Genomic DNA, 25,824 nt, shown 5'->3' with positions numbered 1-25,824 from the left:
CATCTCGACGAATCCCTTCTGGACAAGCACTTGGGTGATTCATACCGCGAATCTAGACCGCGAAGCCAGAACTAGCTTAGCAGAGCCTAATACCCTACTCAGAGGACATGGATCGCCATGCCTGAATGGATTTCGCGTAGCCAGCAGGAAGGTTCGTGGGTAACTCATCGACCGGGAATGTCGCGATTCTCTGGTGCTCATGACTCACCAGTGGCTTGAAGTGGCCCATCAGATGGCAACCGTAAGTGGCGATGAACACATATCTGGCCGGGATCACCTCGAACAGATAGGTGTCGATAATCGCACTGACCTCAACATCTACGCTGAGTTCTTCTCTGAACTCCCTTGCAAGGCACAGCTCAGAACCCTCTCCTACCTCGATACGCCCGCCCGGTAGCTCCCACTCGTCACGATCATTGAGAGCCAGTACCACCTCCGAGGATGGCAACAACAATACTCCTTTTATCGATACAGGAAACATGGACCTCCTTATAAGCAGCTATCTGTTTTCTCGGATACGAGCGACTTTCGGGAATAGCTCCTCTCAACAGCAATAAGCAGCGCACATGCCAATGCCACTATCGCCGTCACATGGAATACGTGAGCACTGCCCCAGGTGGCTGCCACAATGCCACCCGTCAGCGGTCCGACCACCTGGCCGAGATACTGAAATGATGTCGAGAGCCCCATCACCCGCCCCAGGCTGGCGACATCGCTATAGGCATGCTTGAGCGCAGCTTTCAGGCAAGGCAACACGCCGCCCAACGCCAACCCCATGGCAAAGCGCAGCAGGGTCAGTACATACACATCAGTGGCCAATGCCTGGGGAATGATCAGCAATGCACCAAGCACCAGGCCATACATGGCCACGCGTGGGGCACCATAACGATCCGCCAGTGATCCCAGCCACAACGACGACAGCAGGCAACCCAGCGCCGTCGCCGACAACACAATACCCGCCGCCGCCGTGGCCTGCAGAGGAGCGTGGTTAACCCCACTGACGATGTTGTAGATGATCGGCTTGATGGACAGGTTGGCCACCACCACGCCCGAAGTGGCCATCAACAACACCCACACCCCAGCGCTCAGCGGCACACGACGCTTGGCGGTGCTGGTCACCGAGCCTGGCACATGGCTTTCGCGGATCAGTAGTCCCGTGGCCAGTACATTGAGCAGAATCATGCCGCCGGTAATCAGCAACGCCTCGCGCATGCCAACCCAGGCCGACAGAAAGCCGCCCAGCACTGGTCCCATCAGACTGCCCGCGAGGATGCAGGCCGACAACACGCCCTGGGCATACCCGACCCGAGCCTCGGGTGCCTCCCTGATCATCAGGATGGTCGCCCCCGACGTATAGCCACCCGCCACACCCACCAGCAGACGCAGCACCAGCATCTGTTCGGCACTGGTCGCCAGCCCCATCAGCGTCATGCAGATGAACATGCCGATGCTGGCGCGGATCAGGTTGATCCGGCACCCATAACGATCCGACAGCCGCCCCCACAGCGGCGCGAACAAGGCAGCAGTGATAAAGGTCGCGGAATAGATCAGGCTCGACCAGATATAGGTCTCACCCTCGGAATAGCTGCCCAGCGTCTCCAGGTAACGCGGCAGAAACGGCAACATGATGGTCATGGCGACGATATTGATGAACGACCCCGAGCCACTCACCCACAGATTGACCTTCCATGCTGTTGACGATTCCGTCATCGTTGCCTCGGCTGATAGAAGCGATAGAAATCCCAAACGATAGAAACTCCGCAAGGGCCCGACATATCGCAAACGTCAGCGCCCTCGCCGATCAGTCTCGAGTATAAAAACAATCCAGGAATAACAATAATTCATATATTTCATAAAGTTCATTCCAGAAAGGAATTTATTCCCTTTTTCGCGGGTTCGCACAGTTGCCTCGGATCATCCACGCAACGACATGCCGACTTCATCTTCAGCTCATCCTGGCGAGCGACGCTAGCGCGTCAGCTTATTCAGGAGAGCAGGAATGCGAGCAAGACAGAGATGGCAACGCAGCCTTGTGTCATCGGCATTGATGATCGGCGCGCTGGTCGTTGTCAGCGTTGCCTCGGCCCAGAACTTCTTCGGGCAGCAGCAGGACTTCCTGTCGCCCGAACAGGCATTCCAGCCGACATTGAGCCAGGACGGTCGGCAGTTGGCGGTCGATTGGGAGATTGCCCCCGGTTACTACCTCTATCGTCACAGCCTGAATGCCGAGACCGATGGCCAGCAACTGACGCTTGACCTCCCCGAGGGAGAGGTGATCGAGGACGAATACTTCGGCCGCTCCGAGGTGTATCGCTACGCCCTCAACATGACGACACAACTTGAGGGCAGCGACCAGGTCACGCTGAGCTGGCAGGGCTGTGCCGATGCCGGGCTCTGTTACCCACCGCAGACACGCACCTTCGATCTCGATAGCGATCCCAACAGCGGTTTGAACAGTGGTCTCGGCGACAAACCGAACAGCATAGCATCCGGCCCGGAGACTTCTGCACCATCCGCCCCAGCAGATACCAACACAGCCAACGCGACCACAGCTCCCGCTTCCGCTGGCGAGAATCTGGCTGACGACCAGCGCCTCGCCGCACAGCTTGCCGAAGGCGACAGGTTCTGGACGCTGGCAGCCTTCTTCGGCATGGGCCTGTTGCTCACCTTCACGCCCTGCGTGCTGCCGATGATCCCGATCCTGTCGAGCCTGATCATGGGACAGCAGCAGCGGCAAGGGCAGCGGCGATGGACGACGGGGTTTGTGCTTTCGCTCGCCTATGTTCTACCCATGGCCATCACCTACGCACTACTGGGCGTCGCCGCCGCCATGGCCGGCGCCAACCTGCAGATGCTGTTTCAGAATGTCTGGTTCATCGGCCTGTTCTCGGCCCTGTTCGTGCTTCTCGCCCTGGCGATGTTCGGCGTATTCAACCTGGAGCTGCCGAATGCCTTGCGCCAGCGCCTGGATAGCTGGATGGCCCGACAGCGCGGAGGACGACTCAAGGGTGTCGCGCTGATGGGCGTGATATCGGCAGTACTGGTTGGTCCTTGCATGACTGCACCGCTGGCAGGAGGACTACTGTTCATTGCCGAAACCGGCGATCCCTGGCTGGGTGGCGCCGCACTGCTGGCTCTGGGCCTGGGCATGGGGGCTCCGCTGGTATTGATCGGCACCGTCGGTGGACACCTGTTGCCCAGACCCGGCGCCTGGATGGCCCGCGTCAGAGGTTTCTTCGGCTTTGTGCTGCTGGGCATGGCAATCTGGTTCGTCGCCCGCATCCTTCCCGATGCCATCGTCCTTGGTCTGTGGGGCGCAGTGGGGCTTGGCCTTGCCGTCGCCCTGCGCTTTCTTGCCCGGAGCATCGCCAAAGACGGAGTTCTCTCCCAGCTCGCCACGGCCAGCGCTCTGGTCATCGGACTGTGGAGCAGCCTGGTACTGATCGGTGCCGCTGGTGGCGGCAATGATCCGTTGCGTCCGTTGGCCGTATATACGCCAGGCATTGCTGCTTCCAGCGCTGCAGCCCCTCAGACCCTGTCGTTCGACACGATCGATGACCTCGCCACACTGCAGAGCCGCGTTGCCCCACAGTCCAGCAATGGCCGGATGACGCTGGTCGAGTTCACCGCCGAGTGGTGTGTCTCGTGCGAAGTCATCAAACACGAGGTGTTCGGCGACCCTGGTGTGCAGGCCGAACTACAGGATGTGCAACGCCTGAGTGTTGACGTGACGGACTATGACGCAGATGACAAGGCGATCATGCAGCACTTCGGCGTGGTTGGCCCACCGACCCTGATGTGGTTCGGGCCGGACGGCGAGGAAGTTCGCAGCGAGCGCATCATTGGTGAACTGAGTGCCGAGGACTTCCTGCAGCGCTACACCCGGGCCAGACAGGCCTCCGACACAGCGACGGAGGGCTGATCGATGAATCTGTTGGATCGCAGTATCGCCCTTGGCTCAATGGGCGTGAGCCTCGGCCAGTTACTGCTGGTACTGGCGATGCTCACCGCCCTGTTGGTGGGTACCTGGGTCGGCCGCAAGCGGAAGATACGCATCGGCGACAGCCTGTTCAACGCCCTGCTGATCGGCATCATCAGCGCACGAATCATCTTCATTGCCTGCTACTGGGACAGTTATGACTCGCTGTGGTCCTGGTTCGATATTCGTGACCGCGGCTTCGAGCCTCTTGCCGGGCTGGTCGCAGCACTGAGCTATCTGGGATGGCGCCTCTGGCGTCACCCCTGCGAGCGGCGCCCACTCGGCATGGCCATGCTCGCGGGGGCCCTGGCCTGGTCGCTGACGGCAGGCGCACTGACCCTGATGATGCCACGCGGTGCATCTCTTCCCGCAACACCTCTGATCACGCTCGACAGTGCCGAGGTGTCCCTGCCGCGCCTGCAGCAGGAAACCGGGCAACCGATGGTCGTCAACCTGTGGGCCAGTTGGTGTCCACCATGTCGCCGCGAGATGCCGATGCTCGAACAGGCGCAGCAGCAGCTCGATGACGTCACCTTCGTCTTCGTCAATCAGGGCGAAAGCGCCAGCAGCATCGCCACCTTTCTCGAACGGGAGTCGCTCACGCTCCAGCATCTGTATCAAGACCCGCACATGAGCTTCGGCCAGCAGGTCGGTGCCGTGGCCATGCCCACCACGCTCTACTACGACGCCGACGGCAACCTCGTCGACAGCCACTTCGGTGAGCTGTCCCGCGCCACTCTGGATCGCAGCCTCGAACGTCTGCAATGACGCCCTTTCCCCAAGGAGATGATCACCATGCAAGCCAGAAAACCTGTAGCCACACCCTTCAAGACCGCCCTCGCGATCACCGCCGGCCTCACGCTGGCGGCAAGCCTACCGGCGCTGGCGCAGGAATGGCCGGCGCCCATCCAGCAGATCGAACAGGAGGGCGTGACGATTCATGGCGAATTCGACGCCCCCGGTGGACTCAAGGGCTATGCCGCCAGCATCAATGGCCAGCCGGTTGCCGCCTACCTCACGCCGGATGGTGAGCATGCAGTGCTTGGTACGCTGATCGATGCTCAGGGGCAGAACATAGCCTCGGCGACCCTGGAACGGATCGTATACGGCGAGAAGAATACGCAACTGTGGCAGCAGATGGCCGATCACCACTGGGTACGCGACGGCGATGCCGATGCGCCACGCATCGTCTATACCTTCAGCGACCCCAACTGCCCGTACTGCCGTAAGTTCTGGGAAGACATACAACCCTGGGTGGAAAGCGGAGAGGTGCAGGTCCGCCATCTGATGGTGGGGATTCTCAAGGCAGATAGCCTTCAGAAAGCCGCTGCATTGCTCGCCGCCGACGATCCGAGTGCCGCCATCGCTGAGCACTATCGCAGCGATGCCATGCCGAACAATGAGGGTAATGCTCAAAGCGAACAATGGGCCAACGAGAACACGCAACTGATGCGCGATGCCCAGCTCTACGCCACCCCCGTGACCTTCTATCGCGATGACGACGGCGTTCACCGCGTCATGGGCGCGCCCAGGCCGGATCAATTGCGTGCGATCACCGGCAGTGAGGCTCCCTGAGCGGTAAACGCCTCAGCTGACGCTGAGGGTGGCGGGAAACTGGAGCGTCACCTGCAGCCCGACGCCATTGCCTGAAACCATCGTCATGCGGCCACCGGCACGGGTGACGATGGCTTCGACAATCGACAGCCCCAGACCGCTACCCTGTGGATGGCTGCCACGCAGAAAGCGTTCCGCCAGCCGCGCCAGACGTTCGGGTGGAATGGTCTCCCCCTGGCTGGCGATCGCGATGCTCAAGCTGTCGGCATCCGAATGAATGTCGATGTCGATCACGCCACCGGGCGCACCATGGCGCATGGCATTCTCGAGCAGGTTGCGCAGCGCCGTTATCAACAGCGCCCCCGAAACCGCGGCACGTACTTCAGTGTTCACGCCGTTCACGCAACAGCGTTCACTGCTGGCGGTCTCGTTCATCGCCGCTTCGAGTGCCTCGCCGATGGTAACGGGCTCGAGCTTGCCGCGGGCCACCTCCTCACTCTCCATCCGCGCCAGCATCAGCAACTGATCGAGGGTTCTGGTCAAGCGCTCCACGCCGAGTTCGGCATGCTGTATCGCCTGCCGGCGTCGGTCGCCCTCGACGCGACCGGCAATCTGCAGATGGGTGCGAATTGCGGTCAGCGGGGTACGTAATTCATGCGCGGCATCGTCGGTGAAGCGCTGCTCCATCTCGAGCATGCGCTCGGTGCGTCCCAACAATGTATTGAAGCCATCGATCAGTGGCCGAACCTCGCTGGGCAGACCACACACCGGCAACGGCGAAAGATCGCCATCGTCACGCCCGGAGAGCCGCCGCTGCAGCCGGGACAACGGCAAGAGCCCACGCGTCACGCCCCACCACAGGACAATGAGACTCCCCACCAGCGCAAACAGGAAAGGATAGAGCGCAGCGCGGCGCATCTGAGACATCAGCGATTCCCGCTCACGCACCCTGTCCGCCACACTGATGCGCTTGTCGTCATCGATCAGCGTATAGACACGCCAGCGCTGGCCGTTGTGATCGCGATAGCTGTAGCCCTCGCCACCGGCCTTGAGCACCTCGTTCAGCTCCGGGTGGGTCCCGGCAATCACCTGGCCCCGCAACGACGAGACCCGGCACGCCACCCCCTCCGGCGACGGGATGGCCGGTGTTGCATCGCCGCCACCAAGCGCCGAGGCAGGCACATTCCTCAACAGTCCCGCCACCATGTGTGCCGACTGTGTCAGGCGCTGATCCAGCGAACGTTCGATCTGTGTCGAGACATCGCGCATCAACCACGCGGCCATGACGCCCCACAACAGCACCAGAGTGATGCCCAACGTGGCAACGAGTCGCAGGCGCAAGCTCATGCTGAAGGTTCCTTGCTGACAGCGCCGAGGCGATACCCCAGACCCCGGACGGTTTCGATCACATCACGCCCGAGTTTGCGACGCAGTTGGTAGATATGCACATTGAGCGCATTGCTCTCGACCTCATCGTCGATACCGTACAGGCGGTCCTTCAACTGGTCCGTACTCAGAATCCGCCCGCGGGCACGAATCAACGCCTCAAGCAGCATCAGCTCGCGGCGCACCAGCACCACGGGCTGGCCATCCAGGCTCACGCTGCGGTCGATCGGATCGAAGGCGATACGCCCGTGATGAATAGCGCGATCCACCTGGCCCGCAACCCGGCGCAGCAGGGCCTGCAACCGCGCAATCAGCTCATCGAGATCGAAGGGTTTGACGAGATAATCATCGGCGCCGCCCTGCAGCCCCTCGACGCGACTGGCCACGGCATCCTTCGCCGTAAGCATCAGCACCGGTGTGGCAACTCCGGCACGCCGCCACTGAGTGAGCAGCGTCAGTCCATCACCATCGGGCAGGCGCCGATCGAGGATCACCGCATCATAATCGATCGTCGTCAACGCACTTCGAGCGGCGTCCAGTGTCGTCACACCATCAACCACGAAGTCACTCAACGCCAGCCCAGCCTCGATCCCCGCCGCGACCAGTGCATCATCCTCAACGAGCAGTATTCTCATAACATCAAGCTCACAACATCACACCCGTCCAGCAGAAAGACGACGACCAGTATCATCCTCGTTGATTAAGCGAGGATGAGCGCCAACCTTCATGTCGCACCCAGCCCTGCAGCAGCATTGAGATTCACGCAGCCACTCCCCGCTCGGTCCAACAGCACAGGAAACCAGAGCGAGCATGGTTCGCGTAGCCCGGAAGCCGCTTCGACTCAAGGCCCCGCCTTGCTCTTCGCTATTTCCGGGGAGACTCAGCCATCATGCTCTCCAACAGCGTTGCGAGGAAACGCTCGGATGGCGCAGAAAGGCGCTTTTCTTCGCGATAGATAAAGCGAATCTTCCTTTTGAAGCACACAGACTCCAGCGGTACTTCACACAATCTTGCCGTTTCCATTTCGTGGCTGACCGTAAACCTGGACAGGAAGGATATGCCAAGTCCATACATCACGCCCTGCTTGATGGCTTCCGTACTGGAGATATGCATTACCGAGCCCAGCCTCCCGCCCATGGCATGAATCTTTTCCAGGACAAACCCATGAGTCGACGAACCATCTCCCTTCAAGAGAAAGTTATAGTTTTCCAGCTCATCAACTGTGCACTGCTGACTTTCTGCGAGGGGGTGGTCAGGCGCAACCACCAGAATCATCTCGTCATCACAGATATTCTGAACATGATAGCGACTCTCATCGATCGATATCTGATCGGACAGCACCACAAATTCAACCGAATTGTCTTCCAATCTTCCGAGTATGTCACTCGAACAAGAGATATTAACCTCAAAGCTTATGTTTGGGTAATCCCTGCGATATAAACCAAGAAACGGCGGCAAAAAATACGTACCGATAAAATTGGTGGCACCAAACTTTACACAGCCAGAAAGCGGATCATCCATCTGCTTAAGGTGATCAGTGGCAGTCTGCAGAATATCTACCGCATTCTTCACATAATCACGAAACACAGCGCCTTGTTTCGTCAGGTAAACCCGTTTGCCTATCCTGTCAAAGAGTAGCACATTGCACTCTTCCTCGAGATTGCGGATTCTGGCACTGACAGCAGGCTGGGTGCAGTTCATACGCACGGAGGTTTCGGTGACATTCAGGCATTCCGCCAGCACCAGAAAGGTTTTCAACTGCACAATATTCATGTCCCCATCCTCCTGCAACGCACGATATCCTGCTGAAAGGTCATTCACTCCTCCAACAGCATTGCCATCCCAATCCAACGACTGCTGATGACGGTGCTTCTGACGAAACGCTGATATTCTAGCTGCCCTGTCTGACCAGGATATACAGCATCCTTCCGTACAGCCATTGGCTTATATGAAACGATGGCGAACCGATGCCCCTCAGCAAGCCCTTTTGCCTCGGGCGATAGCGTATCCAGTGGACACCTCGACACTGCTGAACACAAGGGAGGCGACGCTGGCCATCAAGCGGCCGATTACGACCTGGCTGGCGGTGCGTCTTCGGGTCAGCAATAAGTGCCGAATACTATGCCGTGGAAAATAGATGCCGTGCCAAATACTATGTCGTGTCGAGTACTATGCCGTGCCGAGTACTATGCCGTGCCGAGTACTATGCCGTCTCGAGTACCATGCCGTGCCAAATACTATGCCGTGGCGGAACCATCAGCTGCTGGGCGCAGCTTCTGCATCCATGCCCTGTCGATCACTCGGCCGGTAGCCACTGCGAGACTGATCACAGCGTCCAATATAGATAGTTCAACTGACGATAACACATAACATAATTTTATATTGTTAAAAAAAATAATGGATTGGATTCAAGAATAAATCCTGGATGAAAATACACATGAAACCACTGACCAGAGTGGATCAGGTAATCGATAGGCTTTTACATATTCGCCAGATCAAGTAAAAGCCTCAGGCTCTCGTTGTGCGGTATCAAGCATCGAGAAAACCATAATAATTCCAACTTTTTATAAAGTAGAGAATAATCATGATAGAGGATACAAAGGAGTCAACGGGAACCACTCCCGTGCCACCAGAGACGAAAAAACCCAAGACCTTCCTGCAGAAATACGGCGTATTTTTCGCAATCGCCGTATTCGGTCTATTGTATTTCATGCCAACACCCGAAGGCATGGAGCCCAATGGACAAAAGTCACTGGCGATATTCGCCACTGCACTGACGCTTTGGGTATCGGGGTCGATCCCGATTTATCTCACCTCGATGATGGCGATTGTTGCCCTGATCCTGACCAATACGGTAGAGGATGATACGGCCTTTGGCACATTGGGGTTCAACGTCATCTGGCTGATGGTATCAGCTTTCGTGCTTACCTCGGCGATGGTTAAATCCAACCTCGCGCGTCGTTTCGCCCTGTGGATGCTGAACCAGTTTGGCGGTACGCCCACACGCACGCTATTCATTCTTATTGTCGTCAACTTTGCCATCGCCTTCATCATTCCCTCAACGACCGCACGTGCCAGCCTGATGGTGCCGCTGTGCATCATTCTGCTGGAAATGTATCGCGCCATTCCCGGGGAAAGTAATTTCGGCAAACTGATGATGCTTCTCGGTGTTCAGTCGGATGCATTGGCAACGTCGGGCGTCATGACCGGTACCGCCGCCAATATCATTGCGGTCAAGTTCATTGAAGAGCAGACGACTGGCCAGATCGGCTATATGGACTGGCTGCTGGCTGGCATGCCGACGGCGATGATCACCATGATGCTGACCTTCCTCGTCGGCCTGAAGATTTTCAACTTCCGCAATGAGGCAGGGTTCGAGGAAGCCACCACAAAGCTCAGTGAACAGCTGCATGCGCTTGGCAAGATTTCCAGAGACGAGCGCAAGGCAATGATGATTTTCTTCTTCACCGCCCTTTCCTGGGCGACGGGAGACTATCAGGAGGCATGGTTCGGCGGGTTCTCGCTATCGATTTATGCCACTGCCGTGATTGCCGCCATCCTTTGTTTGATGCCGCATATAGGCTTGCTGACCTGGAAAGAAGCCAACATCAAATGGGACCTGATGATCTTTGCAGCTGGAGCCTATGCTGCTGGTAATGCGCTGGAATCCACCGGTGGTGCGCAGTGGCTGATCAACAAGGTGGTCTACGGGCTGGGCCTTGATAGCATGAATCATTCCATGGTCTACGTCGTGGTGATCTTCATAAGCGTATTCAGCCATATGATCTTCACCTCCAAAACGGTTCGAACCATCATATTGATTCCCGCCTTTATCGCCCTGGCGAAGTCGCTCGGCATGGACCCGGTAACACTGGCTCTGGCGGCCTCCTTCACGCTGACGTATACGATCACCCTGCCACCGCATTCGAAGGTCAATACGCTCTACTTCTCCACAGGGTACTTCACGGTATTGCAACAGCTGATGTACGGGATCATCACGTGCGCCATTGGTGCCACCTTGATTTCAATCTCCGTATTCACCTGGTTCCAGGTACTTGGCTACGGACTTTAACCAACAACACGCCCAGCAACCTTGAACTCAATATTTCAGGAAGATAATTCATATGAGACTAATATTGTTGCGCCATGGAGAAACCCTCTGGAACATGGAGAAGCGCCTGCAGGGCCATGACGACTCGCCCCTGTCCCCCCGAGGTATTGAGCAGGCGAAGGCAATCATCTCAACGCTCCAGACACTCGCTCCTCAGCGTGTGGTGGCATCGGACCTGGGGAGAGTGCAGGAGACAGCCAGGCTGATCGGTTACGACGAGCCTCAGTTGGATGCACAACTGAGAGAGCTGAACATGGGAACATGGACAGGATTGCGGAAAGACGATCTTATGGCGGAACATCCAGACCTGTATCACCAATGGCGAGCAGGGCTTTATGTTCCGAAAGGAGGAGAAGCCTGGAGCGATTTTGTCAGCCGGATCATCACCACCCTGAGTTCACGGGTTGCAGCAGGTAAAGGCGATCTGCTGGCCATCGTGCACAGCGGTGTTGTCCGCGCCGCCGTATATGGCTTTCTCGGCCTGAAGCCCGAGCAACTTCTGCCAGTCACGCCCGGCACACTGACCATCCTCGACTTCAATGACGAAGACCCTTCTCTGCCGCCTCGCCTGGAGGCCTACAACATCGGCGCCTTTGCCCCCGATACAGAAGCGGCGGATTAGGTAGAGGCCCCGCGATAGGTAGGCATAAAGCATGGAAGGGCAGCCCCGAGCTTCCATGCTCATCCCACGAAAAAGCCGCTGGCGATCACTCACCAGCGGCTTTTTCAGGCAGTCATGCTGCATTATCTGCACAATTATCAGCGAAAACAGATCAGGATGAATGCCTATACGGCGAAAACCTGGTTGGTCTTTGCAAAGGCCAGAGGCGTGAAGGTTCTGGGTGGAGATGAGACCAACAATGCGGGCCACGCGACCGTGGTCTTTGGCGTTGGCTCGAGATCGGCTACCTGTCTGCTTGCCTACCCCATGCACATGTGGTCTCCGGCGCGCTGGTTCCGATCATGACAAACCACACACCCCGTCCGCCAGCGCCTATGTCATCCGGCCACCTGGACAACAGCCAATAGTCACCAGAGTTCTTGTTCACTACCCCCCTGGAAGTCGATGAAGTGATGGCTCTGCCCTGCTATGGAAACTAGCTCGCGCCTGATGCATGCCACTCCATCAGTTCGAGAACCCAGTCGATGAACACCCGAAGCGGCTTGCGGACATAGCGGTTGGGCGGATATGCCACGTAGAGAGGCATCGGCTCGATCCGCCAGTCAGTGAACAGCTGCACCAGCGTGCCTTTGGCAACGTGTTCTCTCGCCATGTACTCCGGTAACCACAATACGCCAAGTCCGGACAGCCCGGCAGTCAAATAGGCATTTCCATCATCGATCGTCAGCACATAGTGCCCCCCGATCTTCACACTCTCGCCGCCCTTGTACATCGCATATGGCAGCCCGTTTTCCCAGCGGTAGTGGACAATGCGATGGTTGGAATCGCGCAAATCATCCGGGTGGGAAGGAGTGCCTGCCTGCATCAGATAGGACGGTGCAGCATACACAGCCAACTGCAGGTCGCCAATATGGCGCGCCACCAGCGAGCCATCCTTGATTTCACCTCCGCGTACCACGCAGTCGACGCCCTCGCCAATCACATCGACCTTACGGTCGCTCGCCCCTATATCGAGCTGGATATCCGGGAAACGAGTGTGGAACGCGGGCAGCGCTGGCACCAGGATTATGTTGGCGAAAGGGCTAGGTACATCCACACGCAGCAGACCACGCGGCACCATGGAGGCACCTGGCAGGTTGCTTTCAATGTCGTCCAGCTCGGCCAGCAGCCGCACCACCCGCTCATAATAAGCAGCGCCATCCGTTGTGACGTTCACTTGCCGTGTCGTGCGGTTGAGCAACTTGATACGCAAGTGCGCCTCCAGCTGCTGCACCAGTTGAGTCACCTTGGTGCGGCTCATGCCCAGGCTTTCGGCTGCCTTGGTAAAGCTACCAGCCTCAACCACCCGGACAAATGCTCGCATACCATCAAATCTGTCCATGTCGCCGCCTTCAGTAATTGTTTCGATTATGAAAACAGTAATGCATGATTTTGACAGTTTATCCAAACAGACTTGATGACTAGAGTGCTTGAGTCCATCCAGCACAAGGAGCATCAACATGAGCGCACGTGACGCTGTTTTCCCCGCCGACCGGCATGAACTCTATGCAGCACATTCCTATTCCGCAGCAATCAGATCAGGTGACCTCCTGTTCGTGTCCGGACAGGTCGGCAGCCGCAGCGATGGCTCACCCGAGCCGGACTTTGAGTCTCAAGTCCGTCTGGCCTTCACCAATCTCGAGGCGACTCTACTGGCGGGTGGATGCGGGCTCGACGATATTGTCGATGTAACGACCTTTCATACCGATCCTCAAAATCAGTTCGACACGATCATGACGGTTAAAAGCGAGGTTTTCCCGGAGGAGCCGTACCCGAACTGGACGGCGATCGGCGTCAACTGGCTTGCAGGATTCGACTTCGAGATCAAGGTCATCGCCCGTATTCCTGGATGAGTATCCCTCGGCCAGGGCTTGGAAATCGGCGGCAGCAGTTGTACTGGATTGTGCCCCTGGCCGAAACAACGAACCACGGCATGGAGCGCCGTGGAGCCCCCCACATCGCTACCTCGACGTGTGGTGCGTGGAATCTGGAGGAAGTGGAATCTAGAGAAAGTGGAGGTCGGGATCGAGAAGCGCAAGCGACACGCTCGACACGGAAGCGCCCCTGCTGGGGACAGGATGTGAGACCAGGTGTCGCCCGTACGATCCGCTACCAAAACGACTGAGCGGTTGGCTATGCGGTTAACAGTTCCACACTACTGGAGCCGCGCAACGGATGACGAATCGCTTCCTTGGCGATATTCACCGCCAGTGTCACTTTCGCCACTTCCAGTACGCCAGCATCAATCTGGTAGCTCCCTCGCGCCTTGAGCCAGTCAAGCACCTCTGCGAGATGCCAGATCGAGGCGCTACCTTCGTGAACCGGCACGGGAAACGTCGCTCGATGGGCGAGCATCAATTTGCGCATCGCCTGTCGAGAAACGCCAACGATATCCGCCACATCGGTCAAGCCAACAAGGTCCGGCGAAGCTTCGATCAAACGGGCGGAAGGAACCACACTCTTGACATCGGACATGGCACTGAGTACCGCTTCATCCGCATCGACCGCCTCGCGAGCGAACTCCAACGCTAGCCTGCCTGGCTGGCCGATGCCCACCAGAGCGTCATCACAACCGGCAGCTCCCAGGCGCTCCACCAGTGTATCCAGATCACTGTCGTGATCGGCCAACTGGTATTTAAGCGTAAAAATGTATTCCATGGCTCAGTCCTCCGGTTCTGTCTCACTCTGGCGCTTGTGAGTGGAGCACCTGTCCACCACCCTGCGAAGTGCCCGAGCGTGATTACCGGGATTTTTCGGCGTACTCCATACACTCGCGATGCAAAACTCGCCACAACGACATTCATTGTCATTGTATGGGCAGTAGATTCTGCCCCAGGCATGACTCCCACCCACTTCAATGCGCCACCCCTGAGCCTCTGCATACTTCAAGGCTTCCTCAATCTCCTTTCTGGAATGGGCAGGGCGAGACATTGATTCCCTCCAGTAGTATGAGAACAGAGCCGATGGTTGTCAATTGACAACCATCGGTCGAAAAGTCCAAAGCTTTACATTTGCACCTATGGCAAAACCTATTCCGCAGGACTCTCTATACCTCTAGCGAAAGCCTCTGGCAGGCGTGATCGCCACACGCGTTACAGCAGATAACCACCAGGCGCTTTCCACCGGTTGACCTGAACGTATCGCACTCCATCGCCCACGAAAAAGCCGCTGGCGATCACTCACCAGCGGCTTTCCTGGACAGCTATGCTGTCAGCGCATGCTGATCATTCCCACTCAATGGTCGCAGGCGGCTTGCTTGATACGTCGTAAGTGACGCGTGATACGCCAGACAATTCATTGATGATGCGGTTGGAGACCTTCTCCAGCAGTTCGTAAGGCAGATGTGCCCAACGAGCTGTCATGAAGTCGATGGTCTCGACGGCGCGCAGGGCGATGACCCATTCGTAACGGCGACCGTCTCCTACTACGCCGACGGACTTCACCGGCAGGAAGACGGCGAAGGCCTGGCTGGTCTTGTGGTACCAACCGGAGGCGTGCAGTTCCTCGATGAAGATGGCATCGGCTTCGCGCAGGATATCGGCGTATTCCTTCTTGACCTCGCCGAGGATACGCACGCCCAGACCCGGTCCCGGGAACGGGTGACGATAGACCATGTCGTACGGCAGGCCGAGCTCGAGGCCGAGCTTGCGGACTTCGTCCTTGAACAGCTCACGAAGTGGTTCGACCAGCTTGAGCTTCATGTCCTCGGGCAGGCCGCCGACGTTGTGGTGCGACTTGATCACATGCGCCTTGCCGGTCTTGGAGGCGGCGGACTCGATCACGTCGGGGTAGATGGTGCCCTGGGCGAGGAATTCAACGCCGTCGATCTTCGACGACTCTTCATCGAATACTTCGATAAAGGTGTTACCGATCACCTTGCGCTTCTGCTCCGGGTCACTGACGCCAGCCAGCTTGTCGAGGAACAGCTTTTCGGAATCGGAGCGAATCACGCGCACGCCCATGTGCTGAGCGAAGGTTTCCATCACCTGGTCGCCTTCGTTCTTGCGCAACAGGCCGTTGTCGACGAACACACAGGTCAACTGGTCGCCGATGGCCTTGTGCAACAAGGCTGCAACCACCGAAGAGTCGACGCCGCCGGAAAGCCCCAGCAGCACATGACGATCGCCAACCTGCTCGCGAACGCGATTTACCTGGTCCTCGATGATCTGCGCCGGTGTCCAGTTGCATTCGCTCTGGCAGATATCGACCACGAAGTGCTCGAGAATCCGCTGGCCCTGCAGGGTGTGGGTGACTTCCGGGTGGAACTGCACACCGTAGAATCGCTTCTCTTCCCAGCTCATCGCGGCAATCGGGCAGCTTGGCGTGGAGGCCGTTACGGTGAAGGCTGCCGGCGCTTCGGCCACCTTGTCACCGTGGCTCATCCACACATCGAGCAGGCCCTTGCCGGTCTCGGCATCGACGTGATCCTTGATGTCCTTGAACAGTGCATTCTCGGAGTCGAGACGGATTTGAGCGTAACCGAATTCGCGCTTGTTGGAGCCAGCGACCTTACCGCCGAGCTGCTCGGCCATGGTCTGCATGCCGTAACAGATGCCGAGAATCGGCAGGCCCATCTCGAATACGCACTCGGGAGCACGCGGGGAGTCCAGCTCGGTCACCGACTCCGGACCACCGGCGAGGATGATGCCATTGGGTCGATACTCGCGAATCTCTTCCTCGGTGATATCGAAGGCGCGAACCTCGGAATAGACACCGATTTCACGGACACGACGGGCAATCAACTGGGTGTACTGGGAGCCAAAATCGAGAATCAGGATCTTGTGGGCGTGAATGTCGCTCATGAAGGATTACCCTATTGATAATGAAGGACCAGCAAGAGAAGGACCAGAAGCGAAAAGCTGGAAGCGGAATCGCCGCTTCCAGCTCGGAGTATCTGCTACGGCAGCCACAGCCAGCGCGTTGCTTACTTAGCCAACACGATAGTTCGGCGCTTCCTTGGTGATCTGAACGTCGTGAACGTGGGACTCGTTGAACCCGGCACCGGTGATCTTGACGAACTCCGGAATGGTACGCATCTCATCCACACTGGAGCAGCCGGTGTAGCCCATGGAAGCACGCAGACCGCCCATCAGCTGGTGAACGATGGCGCTCATCATGCCCTTGTAGGGAACGCGGCCTTCGATGCCTTCCGGTACCAGTTTCTCGACACCGTCATCCTTGTCCTGGAAGTAACGGTCACTGGAGCCCTGGGTCTGTGACATAGCCCCCATCGAGCCCATGCCACGGTAGGCCTTGTAGGTACGACCCTGAAACAGTTCGACCTCACCAGGTGCTTCCTCGGTACCGGCCAGCAGACCACCAACCATGATGCAGCTGGCACCCGCGGCAACGGCCTTGGCGATATCACCGGAGAAGCGCACACCACCGTCGGCGATCAATGGAATGTCGAATTCCTTGAGCGCCTCGGCGACGTTGGATACCGCGGTGATCTGCGGCACGCCGACACCGGCGACGATACGAGTGGTGCAGATTGAACCGGGGCCGATACCCACCTTGACCGCATCCGCGCCAGCTTCCGCCAGCGCACGGGCTGCTGCTGCGGTGGCAATATTGCCGCCGATGACCTGGATCTGCGGATAGTTTTCCTTGGCCCAGCGCACACGCTCGATCACGCCGCGGGAATGGCCATGGGCGGTATCGACAACAATGGCATCGACGCCTGCCTCAGCCAGCGCCGCGATGCGATCCGGGGTTTCCGGACCAGTACCGACAGCAGCACCGACCAGCAGACGCCCATCGGCGTCCTTGGCGGCGCTGGGGAAGGTACGTGCCTTCTCGATGTCCTGGAAGGTCACCAGGCCACGCAGATGGAAGGCCTCATTGACCACCAGCATCTTCTCGATACGGTGCTCCTGCATCTTGCCTTTGATGACATCCAGAGGCGTACCTTCCGCTACTGTCACCAGGCGCTCACGCGGCGTCATGATGTCGGCTACGCTATCGCCGTGATTGGGCTGGAAGCGCATGTCACGCTCGGTCACCAGCCCCACCAGCAATTCGCCCTCTACGACAGGGAAACCAGAGAAACCGTGCTCCTTCGCCATCGACAGCAGGTCAGCCAGCTTGGCGTTGGGCCCGACAGTTACCGGGTCCTTGACGATAACACTCTCGTGCTTCTTGACCTTGCGCACTTCGGCGGCCTGTTGAGCAATACTCATGCTCTTGTGGATGATGCCGATGCCACCTTCCTGCGCCATGGCGATGGCCAGACGAGCTTCGGTGACAGTATCCATGGCAGCGGAAGCGAGGGGGATATTGAGGAAGAGGTCTCGGGTCAGGCGGGTCCGGAGGCTGACATCCTTGGGCAGAACTTCGGAGTAGCCGGGAACGAGCAATACGTCGTCAAACGTAAGCGCTTCTTGGGCCATACGTAGCATAATCGGCAACACCCACTGAGCTGGTGAGGGAGGGAAGAAGTTAATCGCCCATTATAACGTTTTTTGCCGTTTTCTGGCAATGTGCCGAACCATCCATCTTGCATTCACCGCTCCACTCCCGCAGTGGCTGGATTCACCGCCACTCGCTTTCAGGGCGTCGCTTCCGACGTCTGCTCGGGCAAGACGAAAGTCTCCTGCCACTGGCGCATGAACACTTCACGTCGCGCGGGATCGACAAAGGCCAGTAGCGTGGCGTCCAGTGGGATCGGATAGAGGTGTTCGCCGACCTGATCGCGCAGGCGTTTGGCAGTCCACGGCCCTGCCATATCGGTCAGCGGGCTGAACAATGGCGTCTGCCCTGCCAGCACATGCTGCCCGTCCTGACTGAGCAGAAAATTGACGAAGGTTTCAGCGGCTTCGGGATGCTCGGCATCACGGTGCACAAATGCCATGCGCATCATCACCAGCGAGTAGTCCATGGGCACCTGAACGATGACGTCGGGGTGGTGCTGGGCATAGGCCATAGCATAGGAGCCGATCAGGTTGTAACCCAGCCAGTAGCGCCCTTCTTCAATGCCTTCCAGCATACTTCGAGTATCATTCTCGAGGCTGGCGTCCAATTGGCCCATGGCGGCAACCAGTTCCCAGAACCTGGTGGAGTATCGGGCATCCTGTTGTGCCAACGCATAGCCAATGGCACTGGCCTGGGGAGTATAGGTGGTGACACGACCACGCAGCAGATCGGCGTGAGACGTCAACAACCGGTGCAGATCAGCATGCTTCTGGGGTGGCAACATGTGACGCGCCAGGTCCAATCGATAGGCCATCACGATCGGTTCGAAGGTAAAGCCGAACACTTCGTTACGCCACTTGGCCCAATCCGGCCACATACGGGCCTGAGGAGAGTCGATGCGTCTCGCCCAACCATCGTTGACCCGTGCCATCTGCAGGGGCATCGCGGAACTGATGACCACATCCGGCGCCGGCGAGTCCGCACTGACACTGTTATCGACCTCCAGCGTCGAACCCTCACGGAAGTCGACTTCGATCAGTGGATATGCTGCCTGAAACGCATCCAGCAACGGCGTGAAGACATCCTCGTCCAGCGCTGCGGAGATCACCAGTGGAGTCACGTCGCTTCTCGACTCCTCGGCCACCGCGCTGTCGCATGCCAGTGCAACCAGCAGCAGTACGCCACAGCGCATCAAGTCCGGTACTGTCATCCCTGCTCCTTCGCCATGCGGTCGCCTGGCAACCACAGCGCTACACTCAGACCCGTAGGCACCTGATTGGTGATCCTGATCCGTCCACCAAGACGCTGGGCAATGGTTTCGACAATGGCCAGCCCCAGTCCGGACCCCTCGGTGTCCTGACGCCCTCCTCGTTCGAATGGCTGAGATAATCTTTCCAGCGCCTCGGCAGCAACGCCAGGTCCATCATCCTGCACCGCCAGACAGACTTCGTTGCCCTCGCAATACATCTTCAATGAGATATGACTGCCGGCGGGCGTATAGTGCAGCGCATTATCGAGCAGGTTGCCGAGCAACTCACGCAACGCCCAATCCTCGGCCACCACCATCACCGGTGATGGCGGCAATGGCTCCAGACCAAGATCATGATGTCGCGCCTGCTCGCGCCCTGCCCAGTCCAGCGCAACCTCACGCACCAACGCCGTCAGTTCGAGAGGCGTCTGTCGGGAGTCACCCTGGATATGACGCAGGCGTGCCAGCGACAACAACTGCCCAGCCAGACGACTGGTACGCGCGGCGCTATCGTGAACCTGGTCGAGGGCCTCGCGCCAGCGGGCTGGGTCATCGCTGCGCAGCGCCAGCTCACTGGTGGTCTGGAGGCCCGCCAGCGGTGTCTTGAGCTGGTGGCTGGCATCTGCGGTGAAGCGCAGCAGGTCCTCACGTCCCTGTCGCTGCCGCGCAAACAGGTGGTTCAGCGTTTCCGCCAGTTCACGGATCTCGCGCGGCACCTGGGCTTCCAGTGGGCGCATGTCGTCCGCATCACGCAGACGCAATTGGTGGCGCAAACGCCGCAGAGGCGCCAGCACATAACGTATGGTCAATGCCATCAACACTCCGGCAAGCACCACCATGGCCAGAAAACGCGATACCGCTTGCCGGAACAGCGCCCCACTCAACTGCTCGCGTCCACTCAAGGTATGGCCAACCCATACCTGTACCGGTTGCTGATCGACCCACCCCGCCGAAGAAACCTCGCGCCCGTAGAGACGCAAGCGACCGTTGGCCGATGACTGATCGACCACAACAGGATCTGTACTGCGCGACTCGCCAAGCCTTGTCTGCAACGCCTCGGGTACCGGCGACTGTGGCCAATTACTCGACAATTGTCGGCCATCGGCATCCAGCACCGCATAGAAGACCCGCTCTTCACTGGAGGTCGCCAGAATCTGCAGCGCCGCGGGAGGAATGATCACTTCGGGTACACCGTCACGCCATTGCACGGCTTCGCTGATGGTCAGTGCCGCGGCCGCCAACTGTGCATCGAAGGCTCGTTCGGCGGCCTGTCGGCTGCTCTGCCAGGCTTCCAGCATCAGCAGCGCGCCAAGCCCGAGCACACTGATCAATAACCACAGGGCCATGCGCCACTTGATCGAACGAGTGACAGTGATCACTCGCCGTCCTCCTCGAGGCGATAGCCGAGCCCGCGGAAAGTGCGGATATGTAGCCCGGATTGCTTGAGCCGCTTGCGTAGCCGGCTGATATAGACCTCGAGAGCATTGGTTCCCACTTCACCAAAACCAAACAGGCGATTCTCGAGAATCTCGCGCGGCGCGATATTACCGGTATGCAGCAACAGGCTTTCGAGCAACAGGCGTTCACGATGGGGAAGATCGAGGAGATCATCATCGAGCCAGGTACTACCAGTGGCTGGATCGAAGCGCAGGCAGCCCAGACTCAGACAGTTGTCCGAACGTTGCTGACTGCGACGCAACAACGCGCGAACACGCGCTTCCAGTTCGGCCAGTTGAAATGGCTTGGCGAGATAGTCATCGGCACCGAGGTCGAGCCCGCGGACACGGTCATCCAGCCCATCACGCGCGGTAAGCACCAATACCGGCGTCATATCGCCCTGACGGCGCAGCCCCTCGAGTAGCGACAGACCATCGCCATCCGGCAATCCCAGATCGAGCACCACTAGATCGAAGGCGGTCCCCTGCAAGGCGGCGTGCGCTCCGCGGCAGCTGTCGAAGACGTCCACGCTGTTGCCGAGACGCGTCAATGCCTGCTCCAGCGAACGCGAGATCAGCGCGTCGTCCTCTACCAGCAGCAATCTCATAAGTTCCTCATCAGCTTCTCACGGAATCCTTCACCAGCATCGTTGCAAAACCCGGCATAAAAGCCCTTGAGCCCTACGTCATGCGACTAAAGTAGCAGCCGCATCCGCGTTTGATGACAGGTTGATGAAAGGTCCACCCACTAGCATCGAGTCTGTCGTAAAACCGGCAACTCGCAATAGCCATAACCCATCACCGATAACAATAAGTCTTCAAGGAGCCTGCCATGAAACCCTATACATCACTATCGCTGGCACTCGGTAGCGTCCTGCTCGGCAGCCTACTGCTTTCCAGTAGCGTTCAAGCCGCTGACAACAACGAGTGCATTGCACCGGCCAAGCCCGGCGGCGGCTATGACCTTACCTGCCGACTCGCTGCCAATGGTCTGCTGGAAGCCGGCCTGATCGAAGACCCGATGCTGGTGACCTACATGCCGGGTGGTATCGGCGCGGTCGCCTACAACCACATCAATGGCGTACGTACCGACGATCCCAATCTGATCGTCGCCGCCAGTACCGGCGCGGCCGTCAATCTGGCGCTGGGCAAGTTCGGCCAGTATGACGCCGACGAGGTGCGTTGGCTCGGCGCCATCGGTGTTGACTATGGTGCCATTGTCGTTAAAGCCGATGCCCCCTGGCAGAACCTTGATGAACTGATGAATGCACTCAAGGAAGATCCGAGCTCAGTAGCCTTGGGCGCCGGCGGCACTGTCGGCAGTCAGGACTGGATGAAGGCTGCGCTGACGGCTCGTGCGGCTGACATCGATCCGCGCTCGCTGCGCTATGTAGCCTTCGAGGGTGGCGGCGAATCGCTGGCAGCCCTACTCGGCAATCATATTCAGGTCTTCACCGGCGATCTGTCAGAACTGCGTTCCCAGCTTGAGAGCGGTGACATCCGCGTCCTCGCCGCACTGTCCGAGGAGCGTGTCGGCGGACCCTATGCCGACATCCCCACCGCTGCGGAACAGGGATATGACGTGACATGGCCGATCTGGCGCGGGTACTACATGGGTCCCGAAGTCAGCGACGAGGCCTACAACGCCTGGAGTGAACGCCTCCAGAAGCTTTCCGAGTCCGACTCATTTGCCGATCTGCGTGAAGCCCAGGGCCTGTTCCCGATGGCATTGTTCGGTGACGAGTTCGACAGCTACGTCAAACAACAGGTCACTCAGTTCAAGGGCCTGGCGCAGGAAGTAGGTCTGACAAAATGAGCTTGTTCGACAACCGGGCCGCGGATCGCGGCCTGGCCATCGCCCTGATCGGCCTGGCGGCGTTCATCGCCAGCCAGGCGCTATCTCTCGAAGTACCGTTCAGTTATGACCCGGTAGGGCCGAGAGCCTTCCCTATCGGGCTGGCCATTCTGCTCTCGATACTGTCGCTGGTGCTGTTGATACGCCCCGGTGAGAACGGCGAATGGCCGTCTCCCTGGGTGGCGGTGAAGTTGCTCGCCGTACTGGGGCTGCTGCTGCTCTATGCGCTGCTGTTTCAACGGCTCGGCTACCTGATCAGTTCCGGTCTGGTAATCGCCGCACTTGCACGCCTGTTCTCGGCCAGTTGGCTCAAGGCCGTCATCACCGGCGTGCTGATGGCCATCGGCAGCTATTGGCTTTTCACCATGGGCCTTGGCATCACCCTGCCGGGCGGCAGCTGGTTCGGCTGAACAGCCTGCCAGGCAAGGAGATACTGATATGTTCGATTTTCTGATTGATGGCTTCGGCGTTGCTCTTACGCCACTCAACCTCGGTCTGGCCTTCCTCGGCGCACTACTCGGCACCCTGTTCGGCGCGCTACCTGGAATCGGCCCGATCAACGGCATCGCCATTCTGATGCCACTGGCCTACACCCTCGGGCTGCCAGCGGAATCCGCGCTGATAATGCTTGCCGGCATCTATACCGGTGCTGAATACGGCGGACGCATGTCGAGCATTCTGCTCAATGTTCCCGGCGATGCCGGAGCCGTAATGACGACTCTGGATGGTCACCCGCTGGCGAAGAAGGGCCTGGCCGGACCAGCACTCGGGCTGTCTGCAGTCAGTTCGTTTGTTGGTGCCACCATTGCCATTCTCGGGCTGACGCTATTCGCTCCGCTGCTGGCTCGCACCGCAGTACTGTTCGGGCCGGCCGAGTTCTTCGCCTTGATGGTATTTGCCTTCTCGTCGATGTCGGTGATGATGGGCAAGGACCCGGTCAAGACCGCCATCGGTGCTGTACTGGGGGTGCTGATTGCCACCGTCGGTGTCGACTCCGGCACCGGAGTAATGCGCTTCACCTTCGATATGCCCGAGCTCTATGATGGTATCGATTTCGTGGTAATGATCATCGGTCTGTTCGCAATCAGTGAGATACTGCTGATGCTCGAACATGCCAACCGCAAGGATGGCGATTCCGAGCTACCGCCTCTCGGCCGGGTGTTCGTCGGCATGAAGGAAATCATGCTGTGCAAGTGGACCATGCTGCGCTCCGGCCTGCTGGGCTTCATCATCGGTGTACTGCCGGGTACCGGTGCCTCGGTGGCAGGTGCGGTTTCCTACACCACCGAAAAGCGCCTGAGCGATCGTGACGGGACCTTCGGCAAGGGGGACTGGCGAGGTCTGGCGGCACCGGAAGCGGCCAATAACGCCTCCGCTGCTGGCTCATTTGTACCGATGCTGACACTCGGCATTCCAGGTTCCGGCACCACTGCGGTATTGCTCGGTGCGCTGATGCTCTACAACATCACGCCCGGGCCGATGATGTTCAGCGAGAACCCCGAAGTCGCAGGAGGTCTGATTGCCTCGCTGTACATCGGTAACATCGTACTGCTGGCGCTGAATCTGCCACTAGCGGGGCTCTTCGCACGCGTGCTGACGATTCCACGCTGGGTATTGATCCCTGCGATTGCCATCCTTTCCTTCGTCGGCGTCTATCAGCTGCACTCCGATTTGACGGCCATCTATTTGATGCTGATCATCGGTATCTTCGGCTATCTGCTGCGCAAACTCGGATTTTCACTGGCGCCGGTGATTCTCGGCTATGTGCTGGGCGGTTTGATGGAGGAAAATCTGCGTCGTGCCCTGGCCATCAGTGGTGGCGATACCAGTATCCTCTGGCAGTCGGGAATCTCCCTGGGGCTATGGATCGCCGCAGTGGCCTTGCTGGTATTGCCCTGGCTGATGGGTCGCATCAAGGCGAAATACGTTTCCCGCGCCAGCTGATGGCACTTGCCATGCCGGGAGCCTCGACTCCCGGCAGACCTGCTGACAGGGTTCCTCCGGGAGCTCTGTCATTCATTATTCAAATGGAGCCACAATGAACCTGCCTTCACCGAGCGCCGCCCACGGACTATTGCGTTATCTCCCGACTCTAGCCCTGGGCGTCATCGGAGGCAGTATTGCCTGGTTCTGTCACCTGCCGTTGCCGTGGCTGCTCGGCGCGATGATTGCCACGACGCTGACCAGCCTGTCAGGAATTCGACTCGGCTCTCCCGGGAAAGCGCGCCAGGGGGTACTGGTCATCATCGGTGTCATGCTGGGATCGGCCTTCACCCCGGATCTGTCAGGCGATCTCGCTGGCTGGGTACAGAGTCTGGCGATCATGCTGGCCGCCACTGCCATCATGATGGTGGTAGCAGTATGGTTCTCGTGGCGGGTAGCCGGACAGTCGCTGGACACGGCGCTCTACTCCGGCGCTCCCGGGGGACTCTCGGTGTTGCTGTTGATGGCTCACGAGTCAGGCGCAGACATACGCGCAGTGGGTATCAGTCATGCGGTGCGTATCCTGGTGTTGCTGTTGGCGATCCCACCGATTCTGAGCGCCATCGGCCACATCGACCTGGTCAACAGCAATGCCGCCTCGGCCACTCAGTGGCTAGCCATTCCTGCGCTCGAGGATATCGGCTGGCTGATTGCCGCAGCGGCTCTCGGGGTCTGGGTCGGTCGCCTGTTGCGATTGCCCAATCGCCTGCTGTTTGGACCGGCGCTGGTGTCATCGCTGTTGCACTTCAGTGGCATAACCCACGCTGCCCTTCCGCCTTTGTTGGTGGCGCTGGCCCAGGTGATCATCGGCACTTCGGTTGGAGTGCGCTTTGTCGGCGTAGCGCTGCGTGACATGGCCCGCCAGCTGGGGCTCGCCATCATCCAGGCGCTGATGCTGACCGCGCTGGCTGTACTGGCCGCCTGGCTGGGCCACTTGTTGACGGGGTACTCGATGGCCGCGGCATTGCTGGCCTATATGCCGGGTGGGGCGCCGGAACTCAGCCTGGTGGCACTATCGCTCAATATCGAGCCAGCCTTCGTCACTTCTCACCATCTGCTGCGTATCACCGTATTGATTCTGGCGCTGCCGCTGCTGCTGGGCATCGCACGCCGCTATCTGGCACGCTAAACCACCTTCACATTGCCCGGTCGCGGCGATACCAGTGCGGCCTGACGACCGACCTGTGCCGAATATCGTG

Annotated in this window: 22 protein-coding genes; 10 read left to right on the top strand and 12 right to left on the bottom strand. The window is 58.7% G+C overall.

The window, feature by feature from the left end:
* Positions 1-94: 94 nt before the first annotated feature.
* Together AR456_RS03540 and AR456_RS03535 are read right to left on the bottom strand one after the other, a co-directional pair.
* Entirely contained in the window at positions 95-481 is a 387-nt protein-coding gene (locus tag AR456_RS03540; protein WP_021819973.1) for an NUDIX domain-containing protein, read from the bottom strand.
* A gap of 8 nt (positions 482-489) precedes the next feature.
* A complete protein-coding gene (locus tag AR456_RS03535) occupies positions 490-1,710 on the bottom strand; it encodes an MFS transporter (RefSeq protein ID WP_021819972.1) in 1,221 nt (406 codons plus the stop codon).
* A 289-nt stretch (positions 1,711-1,999) separates the two neighbouring features.
* On the opposite strand from AR456_RS03535, the gene dsbD reads away from it, so the two are divergent.
* From dsbD to dsbG, 3 genes are read left to right on the top strand one after another with little or no spacing between them, the layout of a single operon-like run.
* Positions 2,000-3,922, top strand: coding sequence for a protein-disulfide reductase DsbD (dsbD, locus tag AR456_RS03530; RefSeq protein WP_021819971.1), 1,923 nt, complete (start codon positions 2,000-2,002; stop codon positions 3,920-3,922).
* 3 nt (positions 3,923-3,925) lie between these two features.
* Positions 3,926-4,747: a redoxin family protein gene (locus tag AR456_RS03525; RefSeq protein WP_021819970.1), complete on the top strand. Its 822-nt coding sequence runs from the start codon at positions 3,926-3,928 to the stop codon at positions 4,745-4,747.
* Positions 4,748-4,774: 27 nt separating this feature from the next.
* Entirely contained in the window at positions 4,775-5,554 is a 780-nt protein-coding gene (gene dsbG / locus AR456_RS03520; protein ID WP_021819969.1) for a thiol:disulfide interchange protein DsbG, read from the top strand.
* Positions 5,555-5,566: 12 nt separating this feature from the next.
* On the opposite strand, the gene AR456_RS03515 is transcribed toward dsbG, so the two are convergent.
* From AR456_RS03515 to AR456_RS03505, 3 genes are all read right to left on the bottom strand, one after another.
* Positions 5,567-6,880, bottom strand: coding sequence for a sensor histidine kinase (locus AR456_RS03515; protein WP_021819968.1), 1,314 nt, complete (start codon positions 6,878-6,880; stop codon positions 5,567-5,569).
* A complete protein-coding gene (locus tag AR456_RS03510; protein WP_021819967.1) occupies positions 6,877-7,554 on the bottom strand; it encodes a response regulator in 678 nt (225 codons plus the stop codon). Before AR456_RS03510 ends, AR456_RS03515 begins: the two co-directional genes overlap by 4 nt.
* A gap of 229 nt (positions 7,555-7,783) precedes the next feature.
* Positions 7,784-8,692 carry a LysR family transcriptional regulator gene (locus AR456_RS03505; RefSeq protein WP_021819966.1) on the bottom strand — a complete coding sequence of 303 codons (909 nt, stop codon included), beginning with the start codon at positions 8,690-8,692 and terminating at the stop codon, positions 7,784-7,786.
* A gap of 811 nt (positions 8,693-9,503) precedes the next feature.
* Here AR456_RS03505 and AR456_RS03500 point away from each other — a divergent pair.
* Together AR456_RS03500 and AR456_RS03495 are read left to right on the top strand one after the other, a co-directional pair.
* The gene (locus tag AR456_RS03500; RefSeq protein ID WP_031208397.1) at positions 9,504-10,991 is read left to right on the top strand and encodes an SLC13 family permease; all 1,488 of its coding nucleotides are present in this window, start codon (positions 9,504-9,506) and stop codon (positions 10,989-10,991) included.
* A gap of 52 nt (positions 10,992-11,043) precedes the next feature.
* The gene (locus AR456_RS03495; RefSeq protein WP_031208394.1) at positions 11,044-11,652 is read left to right on the top strand and encodes a histidine phosphatase family protein; all 609 of its coding nucleotides are present in this window, start codon (positions 11,044-11,046) and stop codon (positions 11,650-11,652) included.
* A gap of 475 nt (positions 11,653-12,127) precedes the next feature.
* On the opposite strand, the gene AR456_RS03485 is transcribed toward AR456_RS03495, so the two are convergent.
* Entirely contained in the window at positions 12,128-13,153 is a 1,026-nt protein-coding gene (locus AR456_RS03485) for a LysR family transcriptional regulator (RefSeq protein WP_236995534.1), read from the bottom strand.
* Between AR456_RS03485 and AR456_RS03480 the strand changes: the two genes are divergently transcribed.
* On the top strand, positions 13,152-13,544 hold the full coding sequence (locus tag AR456_RS03480; RefSeq protein ID WP_021819961.1) for a RidA family protein: 393 nt from the start codon (positions 13,152-13,154) through the stop codon (positions 13,542-13,544). The genes AR456_RS03485 and AR456_RS03480 overlap by 2 nt on opposite strands.
* Before the next feature lie 280 nt (positions 13,545-13,824).
* Here AR456_RS03480 and AR456_RS03475 read toward each other — a convergent pair whose 3' ends face one another.
* The 6 genes from AR456_RS03475 to AR456_RS03450 form a co-directional block, all read right to left on the bottom strand.
* Entirely contained in the window at positions 13,825-14,349 is a 525-nt protein-coding gene (locus tag AR456_RS03475; protein WP_021819960.1) for a helix-turn-helix transcriptional regulator, read from the bottom strand.
* A 566-nt stretch (positions 14,350-14,915) separates the two neighbouring features.
* Complete coding sequence (guaA, locus tag AR456_RS03470; protein WP_021819959.1) at positions 14,916-16,493, bottom strand: glutamine-hydrolyzing GMP synthase; 1,578 nt, start codon at positions 16,491-16,493, stop codon at positions 14,916-14,918.
* A gap of 126 nt (positions 16,494-16,619) precedes the next feature.
* A complete protein-coding gene (gene guaB, locus AR456_RS03465) occupies positions 16,620-18,089 on the bottom strand; it encodes an IMP dehydrogenase (RefSeq protein WP_021819958.1) in 1,470 nt (489 codons plus the stop codon).
* A gap of 149 nt (positions 18,090-18,238) precedes the next feature.
* A complete protein-coding gene (locus tag AR456_RS03460) occupies positions 18,239-19,312 on the bottom strand; it encodes an ABC transporter substrate-binding protein (protein WP_021819957.1) in 1,074 nt (357 codons plus the stop codon).
* The gene (locus AR456_RS03455; protein WP_021819956.1) at positions 19,309-20,730 is read right to left on the bottom strand and encodes a sensor histidine kinase; all 1,422 of its coding nucleotides are present in this window, start codon (positions 20,728-20,730) and stop codon (positions 19,309-19,311) included. Before AR456_RS03455 ends, AR456_RS03460 begins: the two co-directional genes overlap by 4 nt.
* Positions 20,727-21,395, bottom strand: a complete 669-nt coding sequence (locus tag AR456_RS03450; RefSeq protein ID WP_021819955.1) for a response regulator — start codon at positions 21,393-21,395, stop codon at positions 20,727-20,729. The genes AR456_RS03455 and AR456_RS03450 overlap by 4 nt, the downstream gene beginning before the upstream one ends.
* A 224-nt stretch (positions 21,396-21,619) precedes the next feature.
* Between AR456_RS03450 and AR456_RS03445 the strand changes: the two genes are divergently transcribed.
* The 4 genes from AR456_RS03445 (at position 21,620) to AR456_RS03430 (ending at position 25,754) form a co-directional block, all read left to right on the top strand.
* Positions 21,620-22,603 (top strand): Bug family tripartite tricarboxylate transporter substrate binding protein, encoded by a 984-nt coding sequence (locus tag AR456_RS03445; RefSeq protein WP_021819954.1) that lies wholly within the window; start codon positions 21,620-21,622, stop codon positions 22,601-22,603.
* Positions 22,600-23,052, top strand: coding sequence for a tripartite tricarboxylate transporter TctB family protein (locus AR456_RS03440; RefSeq protein WP_021819953.1), 453 nt, complete (start codon positions 22,600-22,602; stop codon positions 23,050-23,052). Before AR456_RS03445 ends, AR456_RS03440 begins: the two co-directional genes overlap by 4 nt.
* 28 nt (positions 23,053-23,080) lie before the next feature.
* Positions 23,081-24,586: a tripartite tricarboxylate transporter permease gene (locus AR456_RS03435; RefSeq protein ID WP_021819952.1), complete on the top strand. Its 1,506-nt coding sequence runs from the start codon at positions 23,081-23,083 to the stop codon at positions 24,584-24,586.
* A 94-nt stretch (positions 24,587-24,680) separates the two neighbouring features.
* Complete coding sequence (locus AR456_RS03430; RefSeq protein WP_021819951.1) at positions 24,681-25,754, top strand: AbrB family transcriptional regulator; 1,074 nt, start codon at positions 24,681-24,683, stop codon at positions 25,752-25,754.
* The last annotated feature ends 70 nt before the right edge of the window (positions 25,755-25,824 follow it).

The organism is Halomonas huangheensis (genome assembly GCF_001431725.1).
Lineage (GTDB): Bacteria > Pseudomonadota > Gammaproteobacteria > Pseudomonadales > Halomonadaceae > Halomonas > Halomonas huangheensis.
The sequence above is the reverse complement of the archived record's forward strand: the minus strand, read 5'-3'. Positions and strand labels throughout refer to the sequence as shown.